At 71.9% G+C, this 24,904-nt stretch carries 28 protein-coding genes; 8 read left to right on the top strand and 20 right to left on the bottom strand.

Translation table 11 applies throughout. From position 1 onward, the window contains the following. Positions 1 to 19: 19 nt before the first annotated feature. The 3 genes from FHU34_RS05400 to FHU34_RS05390 all read left to right on the top strand — a co-directional run bounded on the left by FHU34_RS05400 (position 20) and on the right by FHU34_RS05390 (position 2,383). Entirely contained in the window at positions 20 to 1,201 is a 1,182-nt protein-coding gene (locus FHU34_RS05400) for an ROK family protein (RefSeq protein ID WP_145778958.1), read from the top strand. 19 nt (positions 1,202 to 1,220) lie between these two features. After that, on the top strand, positions 1,221 to 1,517 hold the full coding sequence (locus FHU34_RS05395; protein WP_145778957.1) for a DUF1707 SHOCT-like domain-containing protein: 297 nt from the start codon (positions 1,221 to 1,223) through the stop codon (positions 1,515 to 1,517). A gap of 125 nt (positions 1,518 to 1,642) precedes the next feature. Continuing rightward, positions 1,643 to 2,383: a DUF4142 domain-containing protein gene (locus FHU34_RS05390; RefSeq protein ID WP_145778956.1), complete on the top strand. Its 741-nt coding sequence runs from the start codon at positions 1,643 to 1,645 to the stop codon at positions 2,381 to 2,383. A gap of 25 nt (positions 2,384 to 2,408) precedes the next feature. Here the strand turns inward: FHU34_RS05390 and FHU34_RS05385 are convergent, their stop codons facing one another. From FHU34_RS05385 to tsaB, 4 genes are read right to left on the bottom strand one after another with little or no spacing between them, the layout of a single operon-like run. Then, positions 2,409 to 2,663: a hypothetical protein gene (locus FHU34_RS05385; protein WP_053660576.1), complete on the bottom strand. Its 255-nt coding sequence runs from the start codon at positions 2,661 to 2,663 to the stop codon at positions 2,409 to 2,411. Positions 2,664 to 2,677: 14 nt separating this feature from the next. Beyond that, positions 2,678 to 3,724, bottom strand: coding sequence for a tRNA (adenosine(37)-N6)-threonylcarbamoyltransferase complex transferase subunit TsaD (gene tsaD, locus FHU34_RS05380; RefSeq protein ID WP_145778955.1), 1,047 nt, complete (start codon positions 3,722 to 3,724; stop codon positions 2,678 to 2,680). Then, positions 3,717 to 4,199 (bottom strand): ribosomal protein S18-alanine N-acetyltransferase, encoded by a 483-nt coding sequence (gene rimI, locus FHU34_RS05375; protein WP_145778954.1) that lies wholly within the window; start codon positions 4,197 to 4,199, stop codon positions 3,717 to 3,719. The genes tsaD and rimI overlap by 8 nt, the downstream gene beginning before the upstream one ends. After that, on the bottom strand, positions 4,196 to 4,873 hold the full coding sequence (gene tsaB / locus FHU34_RS05370; protein WP_145778953.1) for a tRNA (adenosine(37)-N6)-threonylcarbamoyltransferase complex dimerization subunit type 1 TsaB: 678 nt from the start codon (positions 4,871 to 4,873) through the stop codon (positions 4,196 to 4,198). The genes rimI and tsaB overlap by 4 nt, the downstream gene beginning before the upstream one ends. 263 nt (positions 4,874 to 5,136) lie before the next feature. Between tsaB and FHU34_RS05365 the strand changes: the two genes are divergently transcribed. Further along, a complete protein-coding gene (locus FHU34_RS05365) occupies positions 5,137 to 5,841 on the top strand; it encodes a helix-turn-helix domain-containing protein (RefSeq protein ID WP_244311557.1) in 705 nt (234 codons plus the stop codon). Between the two features lie 2 nt (positions 5,842 to 5,843). Here FHU34_RS05365 and ung read toward each other — a convergent pair whose 3' ends face one another. The 6 genes from ung to FHU34_RS05335 form a co-directional block, all read right to left on the bottom strand. Continuing rightward, positions 5,844 to 6,545, bottom strand: a complete 702-nt coding sequence (gene ung / locus FHU34_RS05360; RefSeq protein WP_145778951.1) for a uracil-DNA glycosylase — start codon at positions 6,543 to 6,545, stop codon at positions 5,844 to 5,846. Between the two features lie 65 nt (positions 6,546 to 6,610). After that, positions 6,611 to 7,093, bottom strand: coding sequence for a tRNA (adenosine(37)-N6)-threonylcarbamoyltransferase complex ATPase subunit type 1 TsaE (gene tsaE / locus FHU34_RS05355; protein ID WP_145778950.1), 483 nt, complete (start codon positions 7,091 to 7,093; stop codon positions 6,611 to 6,613). Continuing rightward, complete coding sequence (locus FHU34_RS05350) at positions 7,090 to 8,193, bottom strand: alpha/beta fold hydrolase (protein ID WP_145778949.1); 1,104 nt, start codon at positions 8,191 to 8,193, stop codon at positions 7,090 to 7,092. The genes tsaE and FHU34_RS05350 overlap by 4 nt, the downstream gene beginning before the upstream one ends. Beyond that, positions 8,190 to 9,308: an alanine racemase gene (alr, locus tag FHU34_RS05345; protein ID WP_145778948.1), complete on the bottom strand. Its 1,119-nt coding sequence runs from the start codon at positions 9,306 to 9,308 to the stop codon at positions 8,190 to 8,192. Before alr ends, FHU34_RS05350 begins: the two co-directional genes overlap by 4 nt. 80 nt (positions 9,309 to 9,388) lie before the next feature. After that, the gene (locus tag FHU34_RS05340; protein ID WP_145778947.1) at positions 9,389 to 10,858 is read right to left on the bottom strand and encodes an NAD(P)H-hydrate dehydratase; all 1,470 of its coding nucleotides are present in this window, start codon (positions 10,856 to 10,858) and stop codon (positions 9,389 to 9,391) included. Positions 10,859 to 10,913: 55 nt separating this feature from the next. After that, a complete protein-coding gene (locus FHU34_RS05335) occupies positions 10,914 to 11,282 on the bottom strand; it encodes a holo-ACP synthase (RefSeq protein ID WP_145778946.1) in 369 nt (122 codons plus the stop codon). A 174-nt stretch (positions 11,283 to 11,456) separates the two neighbouring features. Here FHU34_RS05335 and FHU34_RS05330 point away from each other — a divergent pair, with 174 nt between their 5' ends. Beyond that, entirely contained in the window at positions 11,457 to 11,753 is a 297-nt protein-coding gene (locus FHU34_RS05330; RefSeq protein ID WP_145778945.1) for a type VII secretion target, read from the top strand. Next, positions 11,750 to 13,342 carry an alpha/beta hydrolase gene (locus FHU34_RS05325; protein WP_145778944.1) on the top strand — a complete coding sequence of 531 codons (1,593 nt, stop codon included), beginning with the start codon at positions 11,750 to 11,752 and terminating at the stop codon, positions 13,340 to 13,342. The genes FHU34_RS05330 and FHU34_RS05325 overlap by 4 nt, the downstream gene beginning before the upstream one ends. A gap of 4 nt (positions 13,343 to 13,346) precedes the next feature. Here FHU34_RS05325 and glmS read toward each other — a convergent pair whose 3' ends face one another. Then, entirely contained in the window at positions 13,347 to 15,260 is a 1,914-nt protein-coding gene (glmS, locus tag FHU34_RS05320) for a glutamine--fructose-6-phosphate transaminase (isomerizing) (RefSeq protein WP_145778943.1), read from the bottom strand. Between the two features lie 776 nt (positions 15,261 to 16,036). On the opposite strand from glmS, the gene FHU34_RS32840 reads away from it, so the two are divergent. After that, positions 16,037 to 16,546: an MmpS family transport accessory protein gene (locus tag FHU34_RS32840; RefSeq protein WP_167524764.1), complete on the top strand. Its 510-nt coding sequence runs from the start codon at positions 16,037 to 16,039 to the stop codon at positions 16,544 to 16,546. Positions 16,547 to 16,755: 209 nt separating this feature from the next. Further along, positions 16,756 to 17,943: a pyridoxal phosphate-dependent aminotransferase gene (locus FHU34_RS05310; protein WP_145778941.1), complete on the top strand. Its 1,188-nt coding sequence runs from the start codon at positions 16,756 to 16,758 to the stop codon at positions 17,941 to 17,943. A 56-nt stretch (positions 17,944 to 17,999) separates the two neighbouring features. Here FHU34_RS05310 and glmM read toward each other — a convergent pair whose 3' ends face one another. From glmM to FHU34_RS05265, 9 genes are all read right to left on the bottom strand, one after another. Further along, positions 18,000 to 19,358: a phosphoglucosamine mutase gene (glmM, locus tag FHU34_RS05305; protein WP_145778940.1), complete on the bottom strand. Its 1,359-nt coding sequence runs from the start codon at positions 19,356 to 19,358 to the stop codon at positions 18,000 to 18,002. A gap of 116 nt (positions 19,359 to 19,474) precedes the next feature. Next, positions 19,475 to 19,939, bottom strand: a complete 465-nt coding sequence (rpsI, locus tag FHU34_RS05300; RefSeq protein ID WP_145778939.1) for a 30S ribosomal protein S9 — start codon at positions 19,937 to 19,939, stop codon at positions 19,475 to 19,477. A gap of 20 nt (positions 19,940 to 19,959) precedes the next feature. After that, entirely contained in the window at positions 19,960 to 20,403 is a 444-nt protein-coding gene (rplM, locus tag FHU34_RS05295; protein WP_088987625.1) for a 50S ribosomal protein L13, read from the bottom strand. Between the two features lie 209 nt (positions 20,404 to 20,612). Next, positions 20,613 to 21,995 carry a nitrate/nitrite transporter gene (locus FHU34_RS05290; protein ID WP_145778938.1) on the bottom strand — a complete coding sequence of 461 codons (1,383 nt, stop codon included), beginning with the start codon at positions 21,993 to 21,995 and terminating at the stop codon, positions 20,613 to 20,615. Positions 21,996 to 22,123: 128 nt separating this feature from the next. Further along, on the bottom strand, positions 22,124 to 22,417 hold the full coding sequence (locus FHU34_RS05285; RefSeq protein ID WP_145778937.1) for a hypothetical protein: 294 nt from the start codon (positions 22,415 to 22,417) through the stop codon (positions 22,124 to 22,126). Beyond that, the gene (locus FHU34_RS05280; protein ID WP_145778936.1) at positions 22,407 to 22,664 is read right to left on the bottom strand and encodes a DUF6364 family protein; all 258 of its coding nucleotides are present in this window, start codon (positions 22,662 to 22,664) and stop codon (positions 22,407 to 22,409) included. The genes FHU34_RS05285 and FHU34_RS05280 overlap by 11 nt, the downstream gene beginning before the upstream one ends. Positions 22,665 to 22,754: 90 nt before the next feature. Then, positions 22,755 to 23,450, bottom strand: a complete 696-nt coding sequence (locus FHU34_RS05275) for a class I SAM-dependent methyltransferase (RefSeq protein WP_145778935.1) — start codon at positions 23,448 to 23,450, stop codon at positions 22,755 to 22,757. A gap of 138 nt (positions 23,451 to 23,588) precedes the next feature. Beyond that, positions 23,589 to 23,789 (bottom strand): DUF397 domain-containing protein, encoded by a 201-nt coding sequence (locus FHU34_RS05270; protein WP_145778934.1) that lies wholly within the window; start codon positions 23,787 to 23,789, stop codon positions 23,589 to 23,591. Then, positions 23,780 to 24,547 (bottom strand): helix-turn-helix domain-containing protein, encoded by a 768-nt coding sequence (locus FHU34_RS05265; RefSeq protein WP_145778933.1) that lies wholly within the window; start codon positions 24,545 to 24,547, stop codon positions 23,780 to 23,782. The genes FHU34_RS05270 and FHU34_RS05265 overlap by 10 nt, the downstream gene beginning before the upstream one ends. Between the last annotated feature and the right edge of the window lie 357 nt (positions 24,548 to 24,904).

Here is a 24,904-nt window from a genome sequence, read left to right as displayed (position 1 = left end):
CGCGGGAGGTAGCACCACGATGCGCCCAGGACCTAGCCAGGACGACGTCAGACGGCAGAACCTCGGGGCCCTGCTGAGACACGTGCACGTCCACGGGGCGACCACGCGGGCCGAACTGACCACCACACTGGGCCTCAACCGCAGCACCATCGGCGCGCTCACCGCCGACCTGTCCGCGGTGGGGCTGGTCAGTGAGGGGGCACCGAAGGAGACCGGCCGGGCCGGACGACCGTCACTCGTCGTCCGGCCCGAGTCGGCCCGGGTCTACGCGTACGCGTACTCGGTGGAGGTGGACCGGTTACGCGCCGCCCGGGTCGGTCTGGGCGGCGCGGTCCTGGACCGCCGTGAACTGGACCGACCGCGCGGGTTACTGGCCGCCGAGGCCGCGCCGCTGTTGGCCGGCGCGGTCAAGGAGATGCAGCAACTGGTCCCGGCCGACGCGATCTGCGTCGGCGCCGGTGTCGCCGTCTGCGGCATGGTCCGTCGAGACGACGGCCTGGTGCGGCTCGGTCCGACCACCGGCTGGGTGGACGAGCCGATCGGCGCGGCAGTCGCCGACGAGTTGGGCATCGACGTACCGGTCACGGTGGGCAACGTGGCCGACGTCGCCGCGTTCGCCGAGCACGCCCGGGGTGTGGCGGCCGGCTGCGACAACGTCCTCTACCTGTACGGGGACGTCGGCGTGGGTGCCGGCATCATCGCCGGTGGACGGCGGCTGACCGGGCACGGCGGGTACGGCGGCGAGGTCGGACACATGAAGGTGGTCCGCGACGGCAGGCCCTGCGAGTGCGGTGCCCGGGGCTGCTGGGAGACCGAGATCGGCGAGCACGGTCTGCTGCGCGCCGCCGGACGGTCCGACGCGCGGGGCCGCGACGCGTTGCTGGAGGTCTTCGACGCCGCCGACCGGGGTGACGCGCGGGCACAGACGGCGGTCCGCCAGGCCGGCGACTGGCTCGGCTTCGGAGTCGCCAACCTGGTGAACGTCTTCAACCCTGAAATGGTGATCTTCGGCGGCACCATGCGCGACCTCTACCTCGCCGCCGCCGCCCAGATCCGTAGCCGGCTCAACTCCAACGCGCTGGGCGCCTGCCTGGAACACGTCCGGCTGCGTACGCCCAAACTGGGCGAGGACGCCCCGCTGATCGGGGCCGCCGAACTGGCCTTCGAACGGCTCCTCGCCGACCCCCTCGACGTGGGCTGACCCGCGTACGCTGTCCGGCGTGGATGTCGAGTTGCGCGCCTCGGACGACGACCGTAACCGGGTGGTCGCCGAGCTGCACCGGCACACTGCGGCGGGGCGGCTGACCCTCGACGAGTTCTCCGACCGGGCCGGTGCAGTGTGGACGGCACGCACCCTCGGCGACCTGGCCGCGCTGACCCGCGACCTTCCCGCTCTGTCCGACCCGGTTGTCGGCAGCGACACCGTCGGGCACGGGCGTCGCGAGCTGCTGATGCTCTTCGCCGCCGCAGCTATCACTCTGCTGCTGCTCGGCGGCTTCCTCGCCATCACGCGCTGATCCACGTCGCCAACCGGTGAACTGATCACGCGATCGGTCCGTACCAGTGGGCGGACGGGCAGCCGGGAGCGTACGGCTGGCCGGTCCAGACGCGATCCGGTCCGGACCGAGGAGGCACCACAGACATGGCACCGCTCAGATCCGCCCATCGCCGACTGGGCAACCGGACCCACCGAGCGGCGATGCTGCTCATCGCGATCATCGCGGGGGTCGGTGTCCTACCCGGCGCTGCCATCGCCGCCCCCGCCGGCGGGCGACAGCTCAACGCCGCCGACATGACACTGCTCAACGGCGTGCGGTTGGCCGGGCTGTGGGAGATGCCGGCCGGCCAGATGGCCGCCGAGAAGGGACAGTCGGCAAAAGTACGGGAGATCGGCGCCGGCATCGCCGGTGAGCATCAGCGGCTCGACGAACTCGTCGTGGAGGCGGCCAACAAGCTGGGCGCGACCATCCCGAGCGAGCCGACGGCCCAACAAAAGGGCTGGCTGACGGAGATGAAGGACGCCTCCGGCGCTCGGTTCGACCAGATCTTCGTGACCCGCCTCCGGGTCGCCCACGGCAGCATTCTCCCGGTGATCAGCGCAGTACGGGCCAGCACCCGGGACGCCACCGTCCGCAAGCTCTGCGAGGACGCCACCGGCTTCGTCACGCATCACATGCAGATGCTGGAGTCCACCGGCCTGGTTCGGTGGCCGGAACTGCCGCCGGCCGCGCTGCCCGCCCCCGGTGAGGACGGGCTGCTGGCCGCCGCCTCGGCCAACTCCGGTCCTCAGGTCGGCGTCAGCAGCACAGTCGTCTGGCTGGTCTTCCTCGCCGCGCTGGGCACCGGCGGCATCGCCACCTACCGGATGCTGCGCCGCAGCTGACCTTGCTCCCGTTTGGTGGCCCGCGTCAGCGGTCGACCTGGGTGAAGTCCCAGGAGTGCGGGGCGCGGGCCACCAACAGGGCGGGCGGATCCGGCAACGGACGCGGGTTGCTGCGCCACTTCGAGATGACCACCACCCGATGGTCGGTGGAGGAGAAGACCTCGCTGGAGACGTGCAGCGGGTCGTGCTCCAACTCGGGCAGGGCGGTGTCGCACACCCAGGTGATCAGATCCGCGACGCCGTACGCCTCGGCGCGCGCCTCCCACATCCGCACGATCATGTCCGCCGCCCCCGTCACACGCTGACCGTGGTCAACGGCAGCGCCGAGTCGGCCGGCAGGTCGAGTCGGCTCGGTGCGACCCCCGCGGCGACCAGGTGCGAACCAAGTGCGGCCACCATCGCGCCGTTGTCGGTGCACAGCTTGGGCCGGGGCACCCGGACCTGGATGCCGTACTTCTCGGCCCGCTGCTCGGCCATCGCCCGCAGCCGCGAGTTCGCCGCCACTCCCCCGCCGATCACCAGGGTCTCGATGCCCTGGGCACGGCAGGCGGCGAGTGCCTTGTTGGTCAGGACGTCACAGACCGCCTCCTGGAAAGACGCGGCCACGTCGGCCACCGGCACCGGCTCGCCGGCACGCTGACGGGCCTCGACCCACCGGGCCACCGCCGTCTTCAGCCCGGAGAACGAGAAGTCGTACCGGTGGGCGGCGAGATCCTTCGCGGCGGTCAGACCACGCGGGAACGCGATCGAGGCGGCGTCACCGGCGCGGGCCTCCCGGTCGATGGGCGGGCCACCCGGGAACGGCAGCCCGAGCAGCCGGGCGACCTTGTCGAACGCCTCGCCGGCCGCGTCGTCGATGGTGGCGCCCAGTGGGGTGACGCCCCGGGCCAGGTCGTCGACGAGCAGCAGGGACGAGTGGCCACCGGATACCAGCAGCGCGATGGCGGGCTCGGGCAGGGGGCCGTGTTCGAGGGTGTCCACCGCGACGTGCGCGGCAAGGTGGTTCACGCCGTACACGGGCTTCTCGGCGGCGAGCGCGTACCCCTTGGCGGCGGCGACACCGACCAGCAGCGCGCCGGCCAGACCGGGCCCGGAGGTGACAGCGATCGCGTCGATGTCGGCCAGGGTGACGCCGGCCTCGGTCAGGGCACGGTCCATGGTCGGCACGATGGCCTCCAGGTGTGCCCGGCTGGCCACCTCGGGGACCACACCCCCGAACCGGGCGTGTTCCTCGACGCTGGAGGCGAGCGCGTCGGCCAGCAGGGTGTGCCCCCGCACGATGCCGACGCCGGTCTCGTCGCAGGAGGTCTCGATACCCAGGATCAGCGGTTCGTCAGCCATGGTCGTGTGGTCCGTCCCCGGTCGGCTCGGCGTCGCGCCGCATGACCAGCGCGTCGGTGTTGCTCGGTTGGTAGTAGCCGCGCCGCACGCCGATCGGCTCGAACCCGTACGTCGCGTAGAGCCGCTGGGCGGCGGCGTTGTCCACGGCGACCTCCAGCAGGGTGCTGCGGGTTTCGCGCCGGGCCGCCTCGGCGAGCAGGTCCTCCAGGAGGGCACGGCCCACACCGCGCCGCTGGGCGTCCCGGCGGACGGCGATGTTCTGCACCCACACCTCGTCCGGGGGAACTCCGGCGAGCCCGGCGTAACCGAGTACGGCACCGTCCTCGTCGACGGCGACCCGGTAGTGGTGCCCGTTCGCCAACTCGCTCCAGAACATGCCGGGCGACCACTGCTCGGCCCCGAAGAGGTCCGCCTCGATCGGCAGCACGTCGTCGATGTGCCACCAGCGGAACGGGACGAGCCGTACCGCCGTCATGGCAGGACCGGTTTACGGCCGGTCGCGGCCACCGCGTCGGGGCGGCGCAGGTAGAGCGGGGTGAGCCGCTCGCCGGGCGCACCCGCCCGGATCCGCTCGGCGGCGAGCAGCGCCAGCACCGTGGCGTCCGGGTACCGGGGCTCGACCCGAACGGGCAGGTCCAGGGTCTCGGCGTACCGGTGCGCTCCGTCGCCGACCGCGATCGTCGCACCCAACTCCCGGGCGCGCACAGCGGCCACCGCCGGGGTCGACACCTCGGGCCCGACGATCCGCTGGCCGGCGCCGTCGTAGACGGCCCAGTAGAGCTCCTTACGCCGGGCGTCGCTGGCGGCCAACACCGGCTCACCGGACGCCGCCGGGTAGCCGATGGCGTCCAGCGAGCAGACGCCGTACGTGGGGATGCCGAGCACCTGCCCCATCGTCGCGGCGGTGACCAGGCCGACCCGCAGCCCGGTGAACGGCCCTGGGCCGAGCCCGGCGACGATGGCGGTCAGGTCACGTGGGCGCGCGTCGGCGTCGGCGAGGACGGCGTCCACCTGGGGGGCGAGCAGTTCGCCGTGCGCGCGGGCATCGACCGTGCACCGGTGCGCCCGGGACACCACACCGTCCGCCGAGACATCCACCAGCGCTGCGGTCACCGCAGGGGTCGAGCTGTCCACCACGAGTACGAGCACGGTAAGCCAGCCTAGCCGCCCCCGCCGCAGCCCTCCGTCACGCCCCGCCCTCACCCGCCGCCCGGGAGCGGCTGGCGGGCGGGCGGCGCACGCTGATCCCCCGGGGGGCAGGACTCGCTGTTGAGCGTGATTCCGCTGTGGCATCTAGATGCCACAGCGGAATCACGCTCAACAGAACAGGGCACCCCCACCCGAGACGCCGACACAGTCAGCAATCCGGCTCAGCGATGTCGCTGCTGGTTCGGCTGGTTCACCATGCCAGGATGCCGTCCACTCGCCTCGTCACCCTGCTCGGCGCCACGGTGCGACGCGAGCGGCAGCTGCGCGAACTGACCCAACGTCAACTCGCCGAACTCGCCAAGGTCAGTCAGACAGCGATCGCCCGGATCGAGCGCGGCGACCGTGCGCCAAACATCCCGGTGCTGGAACGACTGCTCGCCGCGATGGACGTGCAGTTGGTGGTCGGGGTCGAACCGCTGGACGCGCACCTCGATGCCCGCATCGACGACCTGGCGGTGCGTCCCATCGCGGAGCGGATCGAGGAGCTCGGCCTGGACGAGCTGTTGGACCGGCTTCCCGACTTCCCGCAGGTGCTCACCGGAAGCACCGCCGCGTTGCTGCAGGGCGCGCCGGTGCCGGTCGACGCGCCGGAGATCGCCCTGCGCTGGCAGGACTCCAAGCTGTTCACCCGCTGGCTGGAGACGAACTACGGCCAGCGGTGGAACGCCCGCTGGAGTGAGTTCGGCGGAGTGTGGTTGGAGCCGGAGGAGCCGGGCGAGCACCGGTGGTCGACCACGTACGGCGAAATCAGGGCCACCATGTGCGACGAGCTGCCCGAGACGATCGAGGTGCGCCACGGTCGGCGGAGTTACCAGGTGGTGCCGCTGGTCGAGCTGGAGCTGACCGACGCCCGGGCCGCCGAGTTGCTGCGCCGCTATCGGGACCGCCAGCTGACCAGCGGCGGCTGAGTTCAGCCGGCGGTGCGCTCCCAGTCGATGGTGGGCAGGCCGGCATCGGCGAGAGCCTTGTTGGCCGCGCTGAACGGTCGGCTGCCGAGGAAGCCGCGCGGGTTCATCGGGCTGGGATGGCCGGCCTCCAGCACCACGTGCTGCGGGTTGGTGACCAGGGCGGCCTTCTTGCGGGCGTAGCCACCCCAGAGCAGGAAGACAACCCGGTCCGGTGACGCGTCCAACGCCCGGATGGTCGCGTCGGTGAACTCCTCCCAGCCGGCGTTGGCGTGCGAGCCCGGGGTGGCCTGACGGACGGTCAGCACCGCGTTGAGCAGCAACACACCCTGGGCGGCCCAACCGTCGAGGTTGCCGCTGCGCGGCTTGGGAACGCCGACGTCCTCGCCCAACTCCTTGAAGACGTTGCGCAACGACGGTGGCACCGTCACACCGTCGCGGACGCTGAAGCTCAACCCGTGTGCCTGCCCGGCCCGGTGGTAGGGGTCCTGACCGAGGATCAGCACCCGGGTGGCCTGCGGCGGGCACAGTCGATAGGCCGAGAACAGGTCCTCCACCGGCGGGAAGACGGTCTGCGTCGCGTATTCGCGGGCGACGAACTCGCCCAGCGCGGCAGTGCGCGCCGCGTCCAGGTGCGGGGTGAGCACGGCACGCCACTGCTCCGGCAGCAGGGCCAACAGATCCAGGGCGGGGGCGTCGTCGGGCATCAGGAACCTCTCACAGCGCGGGTCGGTCCCCCGCACTCTAGGCATCGGGTACGACAGCGGCCGCCCTAGCCCAGGTCGGCGAGCCGCCGAGCCCAGTCACCACCGACCGGGTCCAGCTCGATGACGCGGGTGTCGTCGTCGCGGCGGTCGATCCGAACCCGCAGGTGCGCGTCGACCAACTGCTCGACCAGGCCCTCGCCCCACTCCACAACTGTCACCGAGTCGTCCACCGAAGCGTCGAGGTCCAGGTCGTCGATCTCGGCACGCGGATCGGTGGCAGCCCCCAACCGGTACGCGTCGGCGTGCACCAGCGCCACCCGACCGTCCCGGGCCGGGTCGGGCCGGTGCACCCGGGCGATCACGAACGTCGGCGAGGTGACGTCTCCGAGCACACCGAGCCCGGCGCCGATGCCCTGCGTGAGCGCTGTCTTGCCGGCGCCCAGCGGGCCGGTCAACAGCACCAGGTCGCCGGCGCGCAGCAGCCCGGCCAGGCGGCGGCCGAACTCCCGGGTGTCCTCGACGGTCGGCAGCTTGACGACGTGACTCACCGTTCCTCCGGCTCTGCGATCGACTCGAGGAACCGCGCGAGCGCGGCGTTGACCTCGTCGGCGTGCTCCAGCATCACCACGTGACCACTGTCTTTGATCTTCACGAACTCGGCGTGCGGCAGCCGCCGGACGATCTCCTCGGAGTGGGTCACCGGGGTGATCATGTCCTTGTCGCCAACCACCACCAGGACCGGGGTCGCCGCCAGTGCCGCCAGCGCCGGGAAGCGCGAGTGGGTGGCCAGGGTACGCAGATAGCGGGTGACAGTGTCGGCCGACGTCCGGGAGTTCATCGTCTCCACGTACGACACCAGCGCCGGGCTGGGCTTGCGGGTGCCGAAGCCGTACTTGCGGGTCAGCAGCCAGGCCACGTTCGACGTCGACTTGCGGGCCTTGTCGATGACCGGCCCGCCGTACCGGGTGGCGTTGCTGACCATGTACAGCACCGGGCCGCCGACCCGGCCGAGCAGCGCGGGTGCGACCAGCTTGGTCTCCGCGATGAGCCCGCCCGACGTGGCCATCAGGACCGTGCCCACCACCCGGTCACCGAACAGCTCCGGGAACAACTCGGCGAACGCCATGATGGTCATGCCGCCCATCGAGTGACCGACCAGGATCAGCGGCCCGTCCGGCGCGGTCCGGTCGATCACCTGGCGCAGCGTCCGGCCAAGCACCGCGAGGTCGTACTCCCCGGTCTCCAACCGGCCGGATCGGCCGTGACCAGGCTGGTCGTACGCCACGATCCGGTAGTCACCGCGCTCGGCGAGCATCTGACGTTGGAAGTGGAACGTCCCCATGTCCAGGCAGAAGCCGTGCACCAGCACCACGGTCGGGTGCCCCGACACCGGCCGGGTCGGCTCGACCACCTCGACGTGGATGTCCGTGCCGTCCGGCAGCTCCAGACGAAACGCGTCGTCGTACCGCTGCTCGCCGAACGTCTCATGCGCGTAGCGGTCGGTCGGGTCGGCCTTGAAGCGGCGGACCAGTGTGCGTTCGGTCGCGACGCCGGCCGCCAGGCCTGCCGCGGCCACCCCCACCGCGGCGCCGACGATGCCGGCGACCCGACCCGCCGCCGTGCGCGGACGCGGGATGCGGTAGCTCATGGCCGTTCGCCGTCATAGATCCGAGGCACGCGCGTGCTGCCGAAGCGGGTGACGATCTCGTAGTTGATCGTGCCGACCGCCTCGGCCCAGTCGTCGGCCGTCGGTTCGCCGTCGACGCCGCTGCCGAACAGGGTCGCCACGTCGCCGTCGGCCACCGGGTCGTCACCGCAGTCGATCACGAACTGGTCCATGCAGACCCGCCCCGAGATGGTCCTTCGCGCTCCGGCGAGCTGCACCGGCCCGGTGTTGGACGCATGCCGGGGAACCCCGTCGGCGTACCCCAGTGGGACCACTGCCAGGTTCGCGTCGGCCTCGGTGGTGTAGGTGTGCCCGTAGGAGACACCGGTGCCGGCGGGCACCCGTTTGGTGAGCATCACCCGGGCACGGGCGGTCATCGCCGGCCGCAGCCCGTACGTCTCACCGGCGACCGGGGAGAGGCCGTAGATGGCAATGCCGGGGCGGACCAGGTCGAAGTGGGTGTCCGGGCGGGTCAGGGTGGCCGCCGAGTTGGCGAGGTGCCGCCAGCGCGGCCGTAAACCGGCCCGCTCGACCATGGCCAACCCCTCGTGGAAGACGGCCAGCTGACGGTCGGTGGTGGGGTGGCCGGGCGAGTCCGCGTACACGAAGTGGCTCCACACACCGACCACCTCGACCAGGCCGTCGGCCTGCGCCTTCGTGGCGGCGTCCAGCAGCGCCGGCCAGTCGGCGACGGTCGCGCCGCCCCGGGACAGCCCGGTGTCGATCTTCAGGTGTAGGCGGGCGGGACGCCCGGCGAGCCGGCTCGCCTCGATCATCTCGTCCAGTTGCGGCAGGCTGGCGGCGCCCAGGTCCACCCCGGCGCTGATCCCCTCGTGCAACGGCAGCCCCGGCGCGAGCAGCCAGGCCAGCACCGGCGCAGTCACCCCTCCCCGCCGCAGGGTGAGCGCTTCGTCGAGGGTGCAGACACCGAGCCAGTCCGCGCCGGCGTCAAGCGCAGCGCGGGCGGCCGGGAGCATGCCGTGGCCGTACCCGTCGCCCTTCACCACAGCCATCAGCTCGGCGGTGGTGCCGGAGCGGAGTCGGCTCACGTTCTCGCGGATGGCGTCAAGATCGACGCGTACCTCGGCCTGCCACATGCACCCAGCCTACTTTCCGCCGTGATCACCGGGGGCGGCGACGCACGCCCCCGGGTGCCGACCCGACCGGGACGGCACGATCAGCCCAGCCGGGCGACAACCGGGCGAAGCGCGGTGACCACGTCGGGCGCGGTCACCGGCCCGCCCCGGGCCGCCTCCCGGCCGGCGAGCCCATGCAGGTACGCGGCCGAGGCCGCAGCCCGGTCGGCGGGCACTCCGGCGGCCAGCAGCGAGCCGAGCAGCCCGGCCAGCACGTCGCCGGTGCCGCCGGTGGCCAGCGCCGGGGTGCCGGTCGGGTTGACGTACGCCCGACCGTCTGGGGTGCCGATCACCGTGCGATCCCCCTTGAGCAGCACCACGGCGTTCATCCAGGCGGCCAGCCGCAGCGCGGAGCCGACCCGGTCGGTGCCAGGCTCCTCCCCGCAGAGTCGGGTGAACTCCCGGTCGTGCGGGGTGACCACGATCGGCGCGTCCCGGCCCCGCAGCCGGTCGGCGAGCGAGCCGTCCACCAGCAGGGTCAGCGCGTCGGCGTCGAGCACCACCGGCACCGGGGCGGCCAGTACGGCGCGCAACTCGGCTGCCGCGTCCGCGCCGGTGCCCAACCCGGAGCCGCAGACCCAGGCCTGCACCCGGCCCGCGTCGGCGACCCGCCCGCTGGCGATCACCGAGGGGTGCTGGTGCAGCACCTCGGCGCGGGCGCTGCCGGCGTAGCGGACCAGGCCGGTCGGCCCGGCCAGAGCCCCGCCGACGGAGAGCACCGCCGCGCCGGGGTAGGTCTCCGAGCCGGTGGCGACCCCCACCACACCCCGGGTGTACTTCTCCGACGCCGGTCCCAGCTCCGGCCACCATTCGACCAGGTCGGACCACTCGGTGACCCGTAGCGCGGGGGTGCCTCGCAGCCACGGCCGCAGCCCGATGTCGACCAACTCCACCTGCCCGGCCAGGGCGGCGGCCGGCCCGACCACCAGTGCGGGCTTCAGCGCGCCGAACGCCACCGTCACGTCGGCCCGCACGGCGGTCGGTCGCCCGGACGCGGACAGCGGAACGTGGCCGGTGTCCACCGCGACCCCGCTCGGCACGTCGACCGCCACGACAGTCGCCCGCTCACCGTCCCGCCCCCGCAGCTCGCCGAGACGTTGGACCACCTCGTCCGCGTTAGCCCGCAGGCCACCGGTGCCACCGATGCCGACGATCCCGTCGAGGACCAGGTCGACCGGGCCGGTGGGCTGCGGCACCAGCCGACCGCCGGCCGCTCGCAGCGCGGCCAACCCGGCGGGGTGCGCGCGCCCGGGGGTGAGCAGCAGGGCGGACACGTGGACACCCCGGCGGGCCAGCCGCTCCCCCGCGTACAGGGCGTCGCCGCCGTTGTCACCGGAGCCGACCAGCAGCAGCACCCGGCCGCCGTAGACCCCGCCGCGCTCGTCGAGCAGGAGAGCGGCCCGACGGGCCAGCCCGGCGGCGGCGCGCTGCATCAGCGTCCCCTCCGGCAGTGTGCCCATCAGCCCTGCTTCTGCCGCCCGTACGTCGGCAACCCGCCACACCGATCTCATGCCACCGTGTCCCATCCCGTTCGCGGGTGGACCGGATCGGCCCGCCCAGCCGACGTCACCGTTCCGCGACCACCATCGCCGACGCGATCCCCCCGTCGTGCGACAACGACAGATGCCAGTGGTTGACTCCACGCGCCTCGGCCGCCGCGGCGACAGTGCCGGAGACGGCGAGCCGGGGGCGGCCGTCCGGGTCGGACACGATCTCGCAGTCGTGCCAGTTGAGCCCGGCCGGCGCACCGAGCGCCTTGGCCACCGCCTCCTTGGCGGCGAAGCGGGCGGCGAGCGACTCCGACGAGCGTGGGGCACCGGCGCGGGTGTGTCGCTCGGCCGTGGTGAAGAGCCGATCGGCGAGCAGCGGCGTCCGGGCCAGCGCCCGCGCGAACCGGTCGACCAGGACCACGTCGATGCCGACGGCGACGATCACCACACCACCCTACCGGCGGTCGCGGCCGCAGATTAGCCGTCGGGTCCGCGCCGGGCAACGCCTGTGGACAGGCCGGGGTACGCCTCACCGCGGGCTGTCCACAGGGCACCTGACGGCCACCGGTACGGGCCTAGCGTCAGCGCGTCGAAGCCGATCGTCCACGGGGGTGGGGTCATGACCGATGAGTTGTTCGTTGTCCGGCCAAAGGAGTTGCGGGCGCTCGCCGGCACGCTCGACGGCGAGGCGCACCGGCTAGCGCTGGGCCTCGCGGGGAGGCCCGGGTTGCTGGTCGCGGCGCCGGAGTGGCGAGCCGGCACGGCGCTGGCCGGTCTGGAGGCGGCCGCGCACACCTGGCTGTGCCGGCTGGGCGCCCGGGTCGCGGTGACCTCGCAGGGGGTGCGGGCGGCAGCCGAGGCGTACGAGACGGTGGACGATCGGGCGGCCGACCGCTTCGCCGCCCTGCCCCGGTGAGCGGCGTCGGTTACCGGCAACTGTGGGCGGCCGACCCGAGCGGGTGGCGGGCCGCCGGGGTGGCCTGGGCCGGGTTGACCGAGCAGGTCGACCGTCGCGCCGGTGAGCTGCGGGCGGCGGGCGGCCGGTTGCGGGATGGTTGGTCCGGCGCGGCGGCCACTGCGGCGGGCTCCCGGCTCGTCGCTCTGCGGGACGAGCTGACGTCGGTCGCGCCCGCACTGATCGAGGCCGATCAGGTGCTTGCCGAGCTGGCCGGACGACTGACGGTGGCGAAGGCGCGGCTCGCCGACGCGGTCGCCCAGGCGGGCGCGGCCGGCCTTCTGGTGGACCGCTCGGGCGGGGTGCACGTCGATCCCGCCCGGTCCCTGTCCACCGAGCGGGATGGCGCGGCGGCGGCGCGGGTGACGGCCGCCCTGCGGGACGCGCTCGACGGGGCGGGCGTCGCCGATCGGCTCGCCGCCGACCGGTTGGACGAGCTGGCCCGGGCCGCCGGCACCGGGTGGGCGTCCCCGCCACCGCCGGGCCGACCGGCCCTGGATGCCACGCCGACTCTTGTCCACGCCTGGTGGTCAGGCTTGACACCGGCGCAGCGACGGTGGCTGATCGGGCACGAGCCGGCACTGGTCGGCAGGTGGGACGGCGTGCCGGCGACCGACCGCGACCAGGCCAACCGGCTGCACCTCGGGGTGTGGCGGGAGGAACTGCTGGCCGAGCGGCGCGAACTGCTGTCCCGGGTGCCGCCCCTGCCACTCACGTCGCTCCGGCTGCGTGGCGTCGCCGGTCGGTTGGCCGGCCTGGACGCGCTGGCCGGACGGCTGGCGGCCGGCGGGGAGCCCCGGGCGTACCTGCTCGGGTTGGATCCGGCCGGTGAGGGCCGGGTGGTGATGGCGCTCGGCGACCCGGACCGGGCTGACCGGGTGCTGACCTACGTGCCGGGGATGACCGCCGGCCTGGACGACGCCCCCGGTGAGCTGGGCAGGGCGGCGCGGGTGCTGGACCGGTGCGCGGCGCTCGCCCCGGGTGAGCGCAGCGCGGCGGTGCTCTGGTTGGACTACGACGCTCCGGACTCCCTGACCGAGGCTGCCTCGGCGGGTCAGGCGCGTGACGCCGGTCCGGCGCTGCACCGCTTTCAGGAAGGGTTGCGGGCCACCCACGAGGGGCCACCGGCCCGGCAGACCGTGCTCGGGCACAGTTACGGGTCGCTGGTGGTGGGTGTGGCCGCCCGGGAGCACGGGCTGGCCGCCGACGCGCTGGTCTTCGTCGGCTCGCCCGGGGTCGGCGCGGCGCACGCCACCGAGTTGGGCGTGCCGCCCGGGGAGGTCTGGGCGAGCAGCGCTTCCGGCGACGTGATCCGCGCGGCCCGGTCGGCGGACGAGCTGGGACACCGGGCCCTGCTGGGTGCGGCGCCGCTGGCCGCAGTGCTCGGCTGGCCCGACCGCACCGGGCATGAGCTGTGGTTCGGTCACGACCCGTCGGACCCGGGGTTCGGCGGCCGGGTCTTCGACGGCGGGCGGGGCGGCCACACCGGTTACTGGGACCCGGGCAATCCCGCGCTGGACGGGATGGCCCGGGTCGTGTTGGGTCGCTGAGCGGCTACTCGACGGTGACCGACTTGGCCAGGTTGCGGGGCTGGTCCACGTCGTGCCCGCGAGCGGCGGCGATCTCGGCGGCGAGCACCTGCAACGGCACAGTGGTGACGAGCGGGGCCAGCAGGGTCGGCGTACGCGGCACGTAGATCAGGTGGTCGGCGTACCGCACGACGGCCTCGTCGCCCTCCTCGGCGATCACGATGGTCCGCGCACCGCGCGCCCGAACCTCCTGGATGTTGGAGACGACCTTGTCGTGGAGCATGCCCCGGCCGACCGGCGACGGCACCACGCAGATCACCGGGGTGCCCTTGTCGATCAGAGCGATCGGGCCGTGCTTCAGCTCGCCGGCAGCGAAGCCCTCGGCGTGCATGTACGCCAACTCCTTGAGCTTCAGCGCACCCTCCAGCGCCACCGGGTAGCCGACGTGCCGGCCGATGAACAACACTGTCGGCTCGGACTTCAGGTCCCGGGCCAGCTCGCGAACGGGCTCGATCCGGTCGAGCAGCTCACGCAGCTTGCTCGGGATCTCCTGCAACTGGGCGACGACCGCGCCCACCTCGTCGGCGAACTTGATGCCGCGCACCTGGGCCAGGTGCAGGCCGATCAGGTAGCAGGCGACGACCTGGGTGAGGAACGCCTTGGTGGAGGCGACGGCGATCTCCGGCCCACCGTGGGTGTAGAGCACGGCGTCCGACTCGCGCGGAATGGTCGAGCCGTTGGTGTTGCAGATCGCCAACACCCGGGCCTTCTGATCCTTGGCGTGGCGCAGCGCCATCAGGGTGTCCATCGTCTCGCCGGACTGCGAGATCACCACGATCAGCGTGGACCGGTCGAGCACCGGGTCGCGGTAGCGGAACTCGCTGGCCAGCTCCACCTCGCACGGGATCCGGGTCCAGTGCTCGATGGCGTACTTGGCGACCATCCCGGCGTGGTACGCCGTGCCGCACGCCACGATGAAGATCTTGTCGACGTCGCGAAGGTCCTGGTCGCTGAGGCGGACCTCGTCGAGGGCGATCTCACCGGTCTCGGTGAGCCGGCCGAGCAGCGTGTCGGCGATGGCCTGCGGCTGCTCCTCGATCTCCTTGAGCATGAACCAGTCGTAGCCGCCCTTCTCCGCGGCCGAGGAGTCCCAGTCGATGTGGAAGTCCTTGCCGGCGGCAGGCTGGCCCTCGAAGTCGGTGATCTCGATGCTGTCACCGGTGATCAGGACGATCTGGTCCTGACCCAGCTCGACCGCTTCCCGGGTGTGCTCGATGAACGCCGCCACGTCACTGGCCAGGTAGTTCTCCCCGTTGCCCCGACCGACGACCAGCGGGGAGTTACGCCGGGCGCCGACGACCGCGCCGGGCACTGCGGCATCCACAGCGAGCAGGGTGAACGCACCCTCCAGTCGCTGGCAGACCACCCGCATACCGGCGGCGAGCAGCTGCGGGCCGTCCGGCTGACCGGCGGCGCGCAGGTCAGCCAGCGCGGCGGAGAGCAGGTGGGCGGCGCACTCGGTGTCGGTGTCGCTGGCGAACTGGACCCCGTCGGCCTCCAGCTCGGCACGCAGCTTGGCGAAGTTCTCGATGATGCCGTTGTGGATGACCGCGACCCGGCCGTCCGGTGCGACGTGCGGGTGGGCGTTGCGGTCGGTCGGGCCGCCGTGGGTGGCCCAGCGGGTGTGGCCGATGCCGGTGGTGCCGTCACCGATGCCGATCGGGCTGGCCGCGCAGGAGGTCGGGTCGTCGGCGGCCCGCTCGGAGAGCACCTTCTCCAGGTTGGCCAGCTTGCCGGCCTTCTTCTCGGTCAGCAGTTGGTCGTCGCAGACGATCGCGACGCCCGCCGAGTCGTAGCCGCGGTATTCCAGCCGCCGCAGTCCGTCGAGCACGATGCTCAGTGCGGGGCGCGCGCCCGCATATCCCACGATTCCACACATGGCCCGCAGCCTAACCCAGTTTCACTCACGTTGGGTGCTCGAAAGTCGGGTTATCGATCACCGAATTTGAGCGATAGGTGGTTGGCGGGTCGCAACGGGACGAGCGTCACAGCCCGCTCGGGGGACAGCGCGGGACAGACGGGGTTGCGGCACGCCTGGAGGTACGAAAGTCTCTCGGCGGGTTACGCGCGCCTGCCCTCGGCCCGTTCGTCCCATACCCGATCCCGTCCGGAGCAGCCATGTCCGACGCGCCGCCGCCCGATCCGTCCCCCTCCTCGCCGCCGGACCCGTTTCCCAGCCCGCCACCGTCGGATCCGACGGCGTCCCCGTCCTCGGCTTCGCTGCCGGCACCCGACCCGCTCGCCCCGGGCCAGCCGTGGGCGCCACCGGCCCCCTGGACGCCCGCGCCGTGGACGCCGCAACCGCCCACGACCGAGTGGACGCCGCAGCCGCCCACCACCGGGTGGACGCCCGGATCACCCACGTCCCCGTGGACGCCCGGGTCACCAGCGTCCCCGTGGACGCCGCCCCAGCCCGACACCTCGGACCCGACGTACGCGGCGGATCCGACGCACGCCGGTTCGCCCCCGTACGCCGGATCGCCCCCGCCCGCCGGCTGGCCGCCCCACGCCGGCTGGCCCCCGCCTCCCGGGGAGCCGCCGCAAGCTGGATGGCCACCGCAGGTAGCGTGGCCGCCCCACGGTTATCCGCCGCCGTACGCCTACCCGGGTTATCCGCAGTTCAGCGGCGGCCGGAGCACGAGCGCCGGTCGGATCGTGGGGATCGTCGTCGCGGCCTTCGTGGTGCTGGTCGTGCTCGTCTGTGGCTGCCTCTGCGCGGGTGGTTTCCTGCTCGACGAGCCCGGCTCGGACCCGGTCGCCGGGGAGCCGTGGGTCGTTCCTGACGACGGTTGGACCGCACCCACCACACGTGCGCCCATTCCGGAGCGGTCCGGCCCCGCGGCCTCGACCCCGAGCAAGCAGCCGATCACCCGGCCGACGTCGGGGCCGGCCCCGGTGACTGTGGTCTACGAGGTCACCGGCTCGGGTACCGCGGACATCGCGTACTACGACGCCGAGAGCGATCTCATGCATGTCGACGGCGCGACGCTGCCGTGGCGCACCACCATTCGGACCAACGGCCAGACCAGGGTGATGGTCGAGGCCACCGGGCCCGACATCAACAACGCCACGCCAATCGACTGCACCGTCACGATCACCGGCGTCGGCAGGCCGGTGGTCATCAAGGAACAGGGGTACTACGGCATCTCCTGCGCACCCGAATGAGGCTGGGCGTGGCCGATCCCGCTTGATCGACACCGGTTCGCCGAGGTGGGGGTATCCGGATGCCGTCGATACCCCGATATCGGCGATCTCGTGTCGATCAAGCGGGCGCGAGGGCGGGCGTGGGCGTGAGGCGGGCGTGGGCGTGGGCGAACGCGAATGAGCCCGACGGGTCTGGGGTTCGACCCGTCGGTGGCCTTAGGCTGGCGCAGGTGACGAGCACCGATGTCGACCCGCTGGTGGCCCGGATGCGGCCGTTCGGCACGACGATCTTCGCCGAGATGTCCGCCCTCGCCGTGCGCACCGGAGCGGTCAACCTCGGCCAGGGGTTTCCCGACACCGACGGACCACCGGAGATGTTGGCCGCCGCCGCCGAGGCGCTGCGCGGCGGGCACAACCAGTACCCGCCCGGCCCGGGTATCCCCGCCCTGCGCGCGGCGGTCGCCGCCCACCAGCAACGATTCCAGAACCTGACGTACGACCCGGACGGCGAGATCGTCATCACCGCGGGGGCGACCGAGGCTGTCGCGGCGAGCATTCTCGCGCTCTGCGAACCGGGCGACGAGGTGGTCTGCTTCGAGCCGTACTACGACTCGTACGCCGCCTCGATCGCACTGGCCGGGGCGGTCCGGCGACCGGTGACCCTGCGCCCGACGGCCGACGGCAGGTACGCCTTCGACCCGGCGGCGCTTCGCGCGGCGTTCGGCCCGCGCACCCGGTTGGTGCTACTCAACTCACCACACAACCCGACCGGCAAGGTCTTCACCCCGGCCGAGTTGGCCATGGTGGCCGACCTGTGCCAGGAGTTCGACGCGTACGCGGTCACCGACGAGGTGTACGAGCACCTCGTCTTCACCGACGCGGCGAGCCCGCACGTGTCGCTGGCCACCCTGCCGGGGATGCGGGAGCGGACGCTGCGCATCTCGTCGGCCGGCAAGACGTTCTCCTGCACGGGCTGGAAGGTCGGTTGGGCGAGCGGTCCGGCGGCGCTGGTCTCGGCGGTGGTGCGGGTGAAGCAGTTCCTCACGTACGTGAACGCCGCGCCGCTGCAACCGGCGGTGGCCGTGGCGCTGGCCCTGCCGGACGACTACTACACCGGCTTCCGGGACGGGCTTCAGCAGCAACGTGACCAACTCGTCGACGGTCTCACCGACGCCGGGTTCGACGTGCTCGGCTCGGAGGGGACGTACTTCGTCACCGCCGACATCACCGCCCTCGGCGGCCGGGACGGAGTGGAGTTCTGCCGTTCCCTGCCGGAGCGTTGCGGTGTGGTGGCGGTGCCCACGCAGGTCTTCTACGACGACATCGACGCCGGCCGGCGGCTGGTCCGCTTCGCCTTCTGCAAGCGCCCCGAGGTGCTGACCGAGGCGGTCACCCGGCTGCGCACGCTGCGCCGCTGAGCTGGACGGGCCGGGGCTGTGGAGCTGACGCTTCAGCTCCACAGCGCCCATCCGACCTACGACGTGGCAGGGCTGGCGGTGCGAACCTGCTCGGCGATCCGTTCGGCGACCTCGCGGGCGGTCGCCTCGGTGGCGGCCTCGACCATCACCCGCACCAGCGGTTCGGTGCCCGACGGGCGCAGCAGCACCCGGCCGGTCTCACCCAGCTCCGCCTCGGCGCGCTCAGCCTCGGCGCGGACGGCGGGCGCGTTGGCGCCGACGGTCCGGTCGCCGACCGGCACGTTGATCAGCACCTGGGGCAGCTTGGTGACCACCGAGGCCAGCTCGGCGAGGGACTGGCCGGTGGCCGCCATCCGGGCCATCAGGTGCAGGCCGGTGAGCACACCGTCGCCGGTGGTGGCGTGTGCGGGCATCACGATGTGACCGCTCTGCTCACCGCCGAGCGCCAGACCGGAGGCGCGCAGCTCCTCCAGCACGTACCGGTCGCCGACCTTGGTCTCGATCAGGCGGATGCCCTGCGCGGACATCGCGAGCCGTAGTCCGAGGTTGCTCATCACGGTGGCGACGAGGGTGTCCTGCGTGAGCGTGCCGGCCTCGCGCATGGCCAGCGCCAGGATCGCCATGACCTGGTCGCCGTCCACCTCGTCGCCGTCGGCGCTGACCGCGACGATGCGGTCGGCGTCGCCGTCGTGGGCGATGCCCAGGTGGGCGCCGTGTTCGACAACGGCCTCGCGCAGCGCCTCGATGTGGTTGGAGCCGCATTCGTCGTTGATGTTCAGGCCGTCGGGCTCGGCGTTGATCGCGACGACCTCCGCGCCGGCCTCCCGGTAGGCGACGGGAGCTACCTCGCTCGCCGCGCCGTTGGCGCAGTCGACCACGACCTTGATGCCCTCCAGCCGGTGCGGCAGGGCGCCGACCAGGTGCTGGACGTAGTGGTCCGCACCGTCGAGCAGGTCGTGCACGCGGCCGACGCCGGCACCGACCGGGCGCTCCCAGGCGGTGGTGCTGTTCGTCTCAACGGCCGCCTCGATCTGCATCTCGATCTCGTCGGGCAACTTGTGCCCGCCGGCGGCGAAGAGCTTGATCCCGTTGTCCGGCATCGGGTTGTGCGACGCGGAGAGCACCACGCCGAGGTCAGCCTTGGCCTCGGCGGTGAGGAACGCCACCGCGGGGGTGGGCAGCACGCCGACCCGCACCACGTTGGCACCGGCGCTGGTCAGGCCGGCCACCACGGCGGCCTCCAGCATCTCGCCGCTGGCCCGGGTGTCCCGACCGACGACGGCGAGCGGCGGGTGGCTGCGGTCTGTCTCGGCGAGTGTGTGCGCGGCGGCCACGGCGAGCGCCAACGCCAACTCGGGGGTGAGATCCGCGTTCGCTCGCCCGCGTACGCCGTCCGTGCCGAACAACCGACCCATACCCGCCAACCTCCGAATGAGCACGACCAATGAGGAGAAAGCGGAACGGCCGACCCACCTCCCCGAGCGGGGAGGCGGACCGGCCGTCCGTCAGAAGTACAACGCGCTGGGAAAGATCAGCGCTTCGAGTACTGGGGAGCCTTACGGGCCTTCTTGAGGCCGTACTTCTTGCTCTCCTTGACCCGGGCGTCCCGGGTGAGGAAGCCGGCCTTCTTCAGGGCCGGGCGGTCGTCCGGCTCGTTGACGATCAGCGCACGCGCGATGGCCAGCCGCAGCGCACCGGCCTGGCCGGTGGTGCCGCCGCCACGCAGGTTGGCGATGACGTCGAACGCCTCGGGCTTCTCGGCGGTGACCAGCGGGTCCTTGATGAGCTGCTGGTGCACCTTGCTCGGGAAGTAGGCCTCGAGGTCGCGACCGTTGCAGGTGATCTTGCCGGTGCCCGGGACGATACGGACCCGGACGATGGCCTCCTTGCGCCGACCCACGGTCTGGATCGGGCGGTCACCACGCGGCGCGCGGGCGACGGGCGCCGGTGCCTCGGTGACCTCGGGGGCGACCTCGGTCTCGGTGATGTCGGTCATGCTGCTTCCTTCGCCCGCGCTCACTGCGCGATCTGCTTGATCTCGAACGGCACCGGCTGCTGCGCGAGGTGCGGGTGCTCGGCACCGGCGTAGACCTTCAGCTTCTTGATCAGCTGACGGCCGAGCTTGTTGTGCGGGAGCATCCCCTTCACCGCGAGCTCGATGGCCCGCTCGGGGCGCTTGGTCAGCAGCTCGTCGTAGCCGACCTGCTTAAGACCACCCGGGTAACCGGAGTGGCGGTAAGCGACCTTGGTGTGGCGCTTGTTGCCGGTCAGCGCAACCTTGCCCGCGTTCACGATGACGACGAAGTCGCCCGTGTCGACGTGCGGCGCGAAAGTCGGCTTGTGCTTACCACGCAGCAACGTGGCGGCGTGGGTGGCCAGGCGGCCCAGCACGACATCAGAGGCGTCGATGACGTGCCACTGACGCTCGATCTCACCCGGCTTCGGGCTGTACGTACGCACAGGTCTACCTTGTCTCGTCGTCGGTCTGGGGTCGCGCGCCGAGGTGACCAGATCTTGCAGGCCGGACCAGCGCGCACGAACGACCAAGCGTACCTGATGGGGCACGCCTCTGGATGTCGTACAACAGCAGGCAACGATACCCGGCGCCCCGTCCGCAGGTCAAAACGGGGGTACGGTCCGCCGCACCGACACGCCGTACGTGGCCCAGCTCACACGTTGGCCAGCCGATTGGCCCGGGGCCGCAGGTAGACCACCCAGGTGACAGCGAAGCACAACGCGTACCAGCCGATGAAGGCCAGATAGGCGGCGTCGGCGTTGCCGGAGCCGAGGAACGACTGACGGAACGAGATGTTGACCAGCACCCCGCCGGACGCGCCGACGGCACCCGCGATGCCGATCAACGAGCCGGTCATCCGCCGCGCCCACCGGGCGGCCGCCTCCGGATCGCGGCGACCGGTGGCCACGGCGTCCGCCGCCCGGGCCCGGAAGATCGCCGGGATCATCTTGTAGGTGGAGCCGTTGCCGATGCCGGAGAAGACGAAGAGGGCGATGAACCCGGCGAGGTAGAGCCCGAACGAGCGCTCCCGGGCCGCGTACAGCACGGTGCCCGCGCCGGCCGCCATTGCGACGAAGTTCCAGAAGGTCACCCGGGCCCCGCCCAACCGGTCGGCCAGGTGCCCGCCGAGCGGGCGGATCAGCGAGCCGACGAGCGGACCGAGGAAGGTCAGCCAGGCGGCGTCGACCGGGGTGGGGAACCGCTCGGCGAACTGGAGCTGGAGCACCTGGCCGAAGGCGAAGCCGAAGCCGATGAACGAGCCGAAGGTGCCGATGTAGAGCAGTGACATGACCCAGGTGTGCGGGTCGCGGGCCGCCTCGCGCAGCGCGCCGGGCTCGTTGCGCGCGCCGGGCACGGTGTCCAACCAGCGGGCCGCCGCCAGCGCCGCCAGCACGATCAACGGCAGGTAGACCGCCGGGACCAGCCGGGGGTACGCGGCACCGGCGGTGGCGAGGACGGCCAGCCCGACCAGTTGCACAGCGGGTACGCCGAGGTTGCCACCGCCCGCGTTGAGCCCGAGGGCCCGGCCCTTGAGCCGCTCCGGGTAGAACAGGTTGATGTTCGCCATCGAGGAGGCGAAGTTGCCCCCGCCCACGCCGGTCAGGCAGGCGAGCACCATCAGGGTGGAGTAGGACACCCCGGGTTCCAGCAGCACCGTCATCGGCACCGTGGGCACCAGCAGCATGAGTGCGCTGATGATCGTCCAGCGCCGTCCGCCGAAGCGGGCCACCGCCAGCGTGTACGGCAGCCGCAGCACCGCGCCCAGCGCGGCGGGTACGGCGGTGAGCAGGAACTTCCCGGCCGGGTCGATGCCGTAGGCCGGGCCGAGGAAGAGCACTGTGACCGACCAGAGGCTCCAGACCGAGAAGCCGACGTGCTCGGCGAAGATCGAGACCCAGAGGTTGCGCCGGGCGATCGGCGCGCCCGTCGTCCGCCAGAAGTCGGGGTCCTCGGGGCGCCAGTCGTCGAGCCGGCGCGCACGGCCGGTGGTGGCCGGCGGCCCGGGGGCGACTGCGGTGCTGGTGAGCGTGCTCACGGCGGCTCCTCCTCGTCGGTGTGACGAGGAGGAACGCTAGGAACGCCGGGTTACCTGACAGTGCCCGTCGCGGGTCGGCCCGGAAACGTGGACCGCACCACGGGTCGGCGGCGGTGGTGAGGTGCCGCTCAGAGTTGCTGGAGGATGCGCAGCGCGCGGCCGACCCGGAGCATGGTGTCGGTGTCGGCGACGTCCACGCATTCGGTGAACCACTTCTTCATCGGCGAGGAGATGCGGTCGGGCATCACGACGTACCGACCCATCGACACGGCGAGCGGCGAGTCACGCAGCAGCGATTCCTCGACGACCTCGACCACGATCACGATGGGTACGTCGGTGGAGTTGTAGACGTCCGAGCTGACCACGAGCCCGAGGCGTTCCCGGGCGCCCTCGATGCGCCAGACCTCTCCCCTACGCAGCACGCGGCCGTCCGCCGGAGAGCAGGTCGTTGACCATGCCCACCTCGCGGGCGTCGGCGAGAGCGGCGGACTCCAGGTCCAGACCGGCTCGGCCCACGGCGGCGGCGTGCTGGGTGAAAACCTCGCGCAGCGCCTTCTCGCGGGCGGCCTGGTCCATCCACGCGGAGAGCGACAGGCCCTCGCGCTTGGCGAACCGCCGGGCCTCCTCGATCGTCTCGTCCGTGAACGAGAGAGTCACCTTGGCAGTCATGCCGAGCAGATTACCCAGAGGTATGACCGACAGTCATCCCTGCCCTCACCTGCTCGCCCTCGGGCGGCGAAACGCACAAAACGGTTGTCTTCACGCGGCACGACCGCCGAACACCGCGAAACGCCACTCCTTGAAGTAGCAGTCGACGTCAACCAGGCCGGCCTCGGCGAGCCACCGGCACTGGTCGGCCACGGTCGCCGGCCGATCGTGGCGCATCCGGCCCCGGGAGCTGGCGATCTCCTCGGGGGACGCGCCCAGTTCGGTGATCTGCTCCATCCACACCTCGTCGTAGCGCCGGTCCAGCTCCGGGGTCGGGCCGGCGACCTGCTCGGCGTTGACGAACACCCCACCCGGCGCCAGCGCGGCAGCGGCCCGCCGGTAGAGCGCACGCTTGCCGGCGTCGTCCAGGTGGTGGATCGCCAGCGCGCTGACCACCGCGTCGTACCGGCCCGGCGGCAGCTCGTCGGCCAGGTCGGCGTGGACCGTCAGGTATGGCACGGACCGCGCGTCCAACTGGTCGGCGGCGCGGGCGAGCATCGCCGGCGCTCCGTCCACCAGGGTCAGCCGGACTCCGGGCACCGCCGCAGCGAGCAGCAACGAGAGCAGGCCGGTGCCCGCGCCCAGATCCAGAACCTCCGGGGTACGCCCCGCGGCGAGCGCGGCCCGCAACGGCGGCGCGGCGACCTGGACGGCGGTGCCGTAGAAGCTGTCGAAGCAGGGCACCAACCGCCGGCGCGCCTCGTCGTAGGTGCCGGCCACCGCGTCGAAAACGTCCGTCACGCTCATCGCCATCTCCCAAACTTTGAGACAGTTTTCCCACATTATAAGCGCTGCACGGTGAGCGGACCTCATCCTGGACACACGAAAAGCCCCCGGGTTTCCGTGGAACCTCCAGGACACCGGGGGCGGTTTGTGCTGCACTGGTCAGCCGACGGGGCCGATCACCTTCGCCAGGTCGACGAAGCCGGCCCATGCTGCCGGCTCGAAGGTCAGCGTCCCGCCGTCGCGGTCTTTGGTGTCGCGGACGAGGACGACGCCGGGGAGATTGTCAGCGACCTCGACGCACGAGCCTCCGTTGTTTCCGCTCTTTGTGCTCTTACGCCACTGCGCGCCGGTCAGGTCCATGATCCCGCTGCTTTCCTGATCAGGTCGAGGGACTGTTGACGGGAAAGAGCCTCACTTCTGATGCGTTCCCACCTGTGATTGAGCGTAGCAACGTCCGCAGCTCCATTAAGGATCTGCGCCCGCACCTGGCTGTCGATATGTGCGACCTGCCCGCCGTCGGGCAGCTCGGCCACGATGAACCCCCCGCCGAGGCCCGGATACATCCCGACGTCCTGCGGCACTACGAGCACCTGAACAGCGGGCAGTGCCGCGCATTGCGCAAGGTGGGCGACCTGCTCACGCATCAATGACCGGTCGCCATACGCCGATTGGTACAGGACCAGTTCGTGGACGACTGTGACCAGAAGGGGTGGACGTTCGCGGCGAAGGATGGCCTGGCGGTCGATGCGGGAGGCGACCACATCGTCAACTTCGTCAAGCGTCAACGCTTCGCCCGTCAACGTCGCCCGCGCATACGCGTCCGTCTGCAGAAGGCCGGGCACCCAGGTGTGCTCGAACCACCGGATCGCAACGGCTTCACGTTCCCAGTCGACCCACTCGCGCAGCCATTGCGGCTCGCGCCGCTTAAGGACATCCGGCCAGAGGTCCCCAACGTCCCTCCCGAGGAGCGCAGCCAGCTTTGCGCGCCGACGGGGCTGCGGCACGCGTCCCGGGCTTATCCACCGCGCTGCCGTTTTCGGATCCACCCCCGTCTGAGCTGCAAGACTCTCGGCTGTCTCACCAGCTTCGGCCATGGCTAATTGAAGTGCATGGTTCATCCCGCCTCCACGAAGAACGTCCCGAACGTCCCCGGGAATAGAGCTACGTCGTGTACTGATCCCATCGCTCTCGGCAATGTAACCGGCAGACGGCGCGGCCGGTAGGGACCCGAGACCCGGCGGACGCGTTCGTGTCGGGGCCGCCCTTGGCCTGCCGCAGATCTTGGACAGTTTCCGTTCTCGCGTAACGGAAACTGTCCAAGATCTCCACGGGTGCACCACGGGCGGCCCTTCCCACAGTGACGACCAGGGGAGAGCGCGCCGTGCCGGATGAGCCGCACGATCGGAGACCCGAGCCGAAGCCCACGCCACGGCGACCGCACACGGGTGAAGTCCTACACCTGACCCGCGCGGCGA

Origin of the sequence: Micromonospora taraxaci, assembly GCF_007830095.1 — a bacterium.
Taxonomy (GTDB): Bacteria; Actinomycetota; Actinomycetes; order Mycobacteriales; family Micromonosporaceae; genus Micromonospora; species Micromonospora taraxaci.
This window is presented reverse-complemented; position numbering and strand designations above follow the sequence as displayed.

Bases quoted from the DNA above. Each gene is read 5' to 3' on its own strand.
- tsaD (WP_145778955.1), bottom strand. From the start codon at position 3,724: ATGGCTGACGAACCGCTGATCCTGGGTATCGAGACCTCCTGCGACGAG.
- FHU34_RS05270 (WP_145778934.1), bottom strand. From the start codon at position 23,789: ATGGACCTGACCGGCGCGCAGTGGCGTAAGAGCACAAAGAGCGGAAAC.
- ung (WP_145778951.1), bottom strand. From the start codon at position 6,545: ATGCCCGACGACGCCCCCGCCCTGGATCTGTTGGCCCTGCTGCCGGAG.
- rimI (WP_145778954.1), bottom strand. From the start codon at position 4,199: ATGACGGCGGTACGGCTCGTCCCGTTCCGCTGGTGGCACATCGACGAC.
- FHU34_RS05340 (WP_145778947.1), bottom strand. From the start codon at position 10,858: ATGAGATCGGTGTGGCGGGTTGCCGACGTACGGGCGGCAGAAGCAGGG.
- FHU34_RS05265 (WP_145778933.1), bottom strand. From the start codon at position 24,547: ATGAACCATGCACTTCAATTAGCCATGGCCGAAGCTGGTGAGACAGCC.
- FHU34_RS05275 (WP_145778935.1), bottom strand. From the start codon at position 23,450: ATGAGCGTGACGGACGTTTTCGACGCGGTGGCCGGCACCTACGACGAG.
- FHU34_RS05400 (WP_145778958.1), top strand. From the start codon at position 20: ATGCGCCCAGGACCTAGCCAGGACGACGTCAGACGGCAGAACCTCGGG.
- FHU34_RS05385 (WP_053660576.1), bottom strand. From the start codon at position 2,663: ATGATCGTGCGGATGTGGGAGGCGCGCGCCGAGGCGTACGGCGTCGCG.
- FHU34_RS05280 (WP_145778936.1), bottom strand. From the start codon at position 22,664: ATGACTGCCAAGGTGACTCTCTCGTTCACGGACGAGACGATCGAGGAG.
- rpsI (WP_145778939.1), bottom strand. From the start codon at position 19,939: ATGACCGACATCACCGAGACCGAGGTCGCCCCCGAGGTCACCGAGGCA.
- glmM (WP_145778940.1), bottom strand. From the start codon at position 19,358: ATGGGTCGGTTGTTCGGCACGGACGGCGTACGCGGGCGAGCGAACGCG.
- alr (WP_145778948.1), bottom strand. From the start codon at position 9,308: ATGTGGCAGGCCGAGGTACGCGTCGATCTTGACGCCATCCGCGAGAAC.
- FHU34_RS05365 (WP_244311557.1), top strand. From the start codon at position 5,137: ATGCCGTCCACTCGCCTCGTCACCCTGCTCGGCGCCACGGTGCGACGC.
- FHU34_RS05390 (WP_145778956.1), top strand. From the start codon at position 1,643: ATGGCACCGCTCAGATCCGCCCATCGCCGACTGGGCAACCGGACCCAC.
- glmS (WP_145778943.1), bottom strand. From the start codon at position 15,260: ATGTGTGGAATCGTGGGATATGCGGGCGCGCGCCCCGCACTGAGCATC.
- FHU34_RS05350 (WP_145778949.1), bottom strand. From the start codon at position 8,193: ATGAGCTACCGCATCCCGCGTCCGCGCACGGCGGCGGGTCGGGTCGCC.
- FHU34_RS05330 (WP_145778945.1), top strand. From the start codon at position 11,457: ATGACCGATGAGTTGTTCGTTGTCCGGCCAAAGGAGTTGCGGGCGCTC.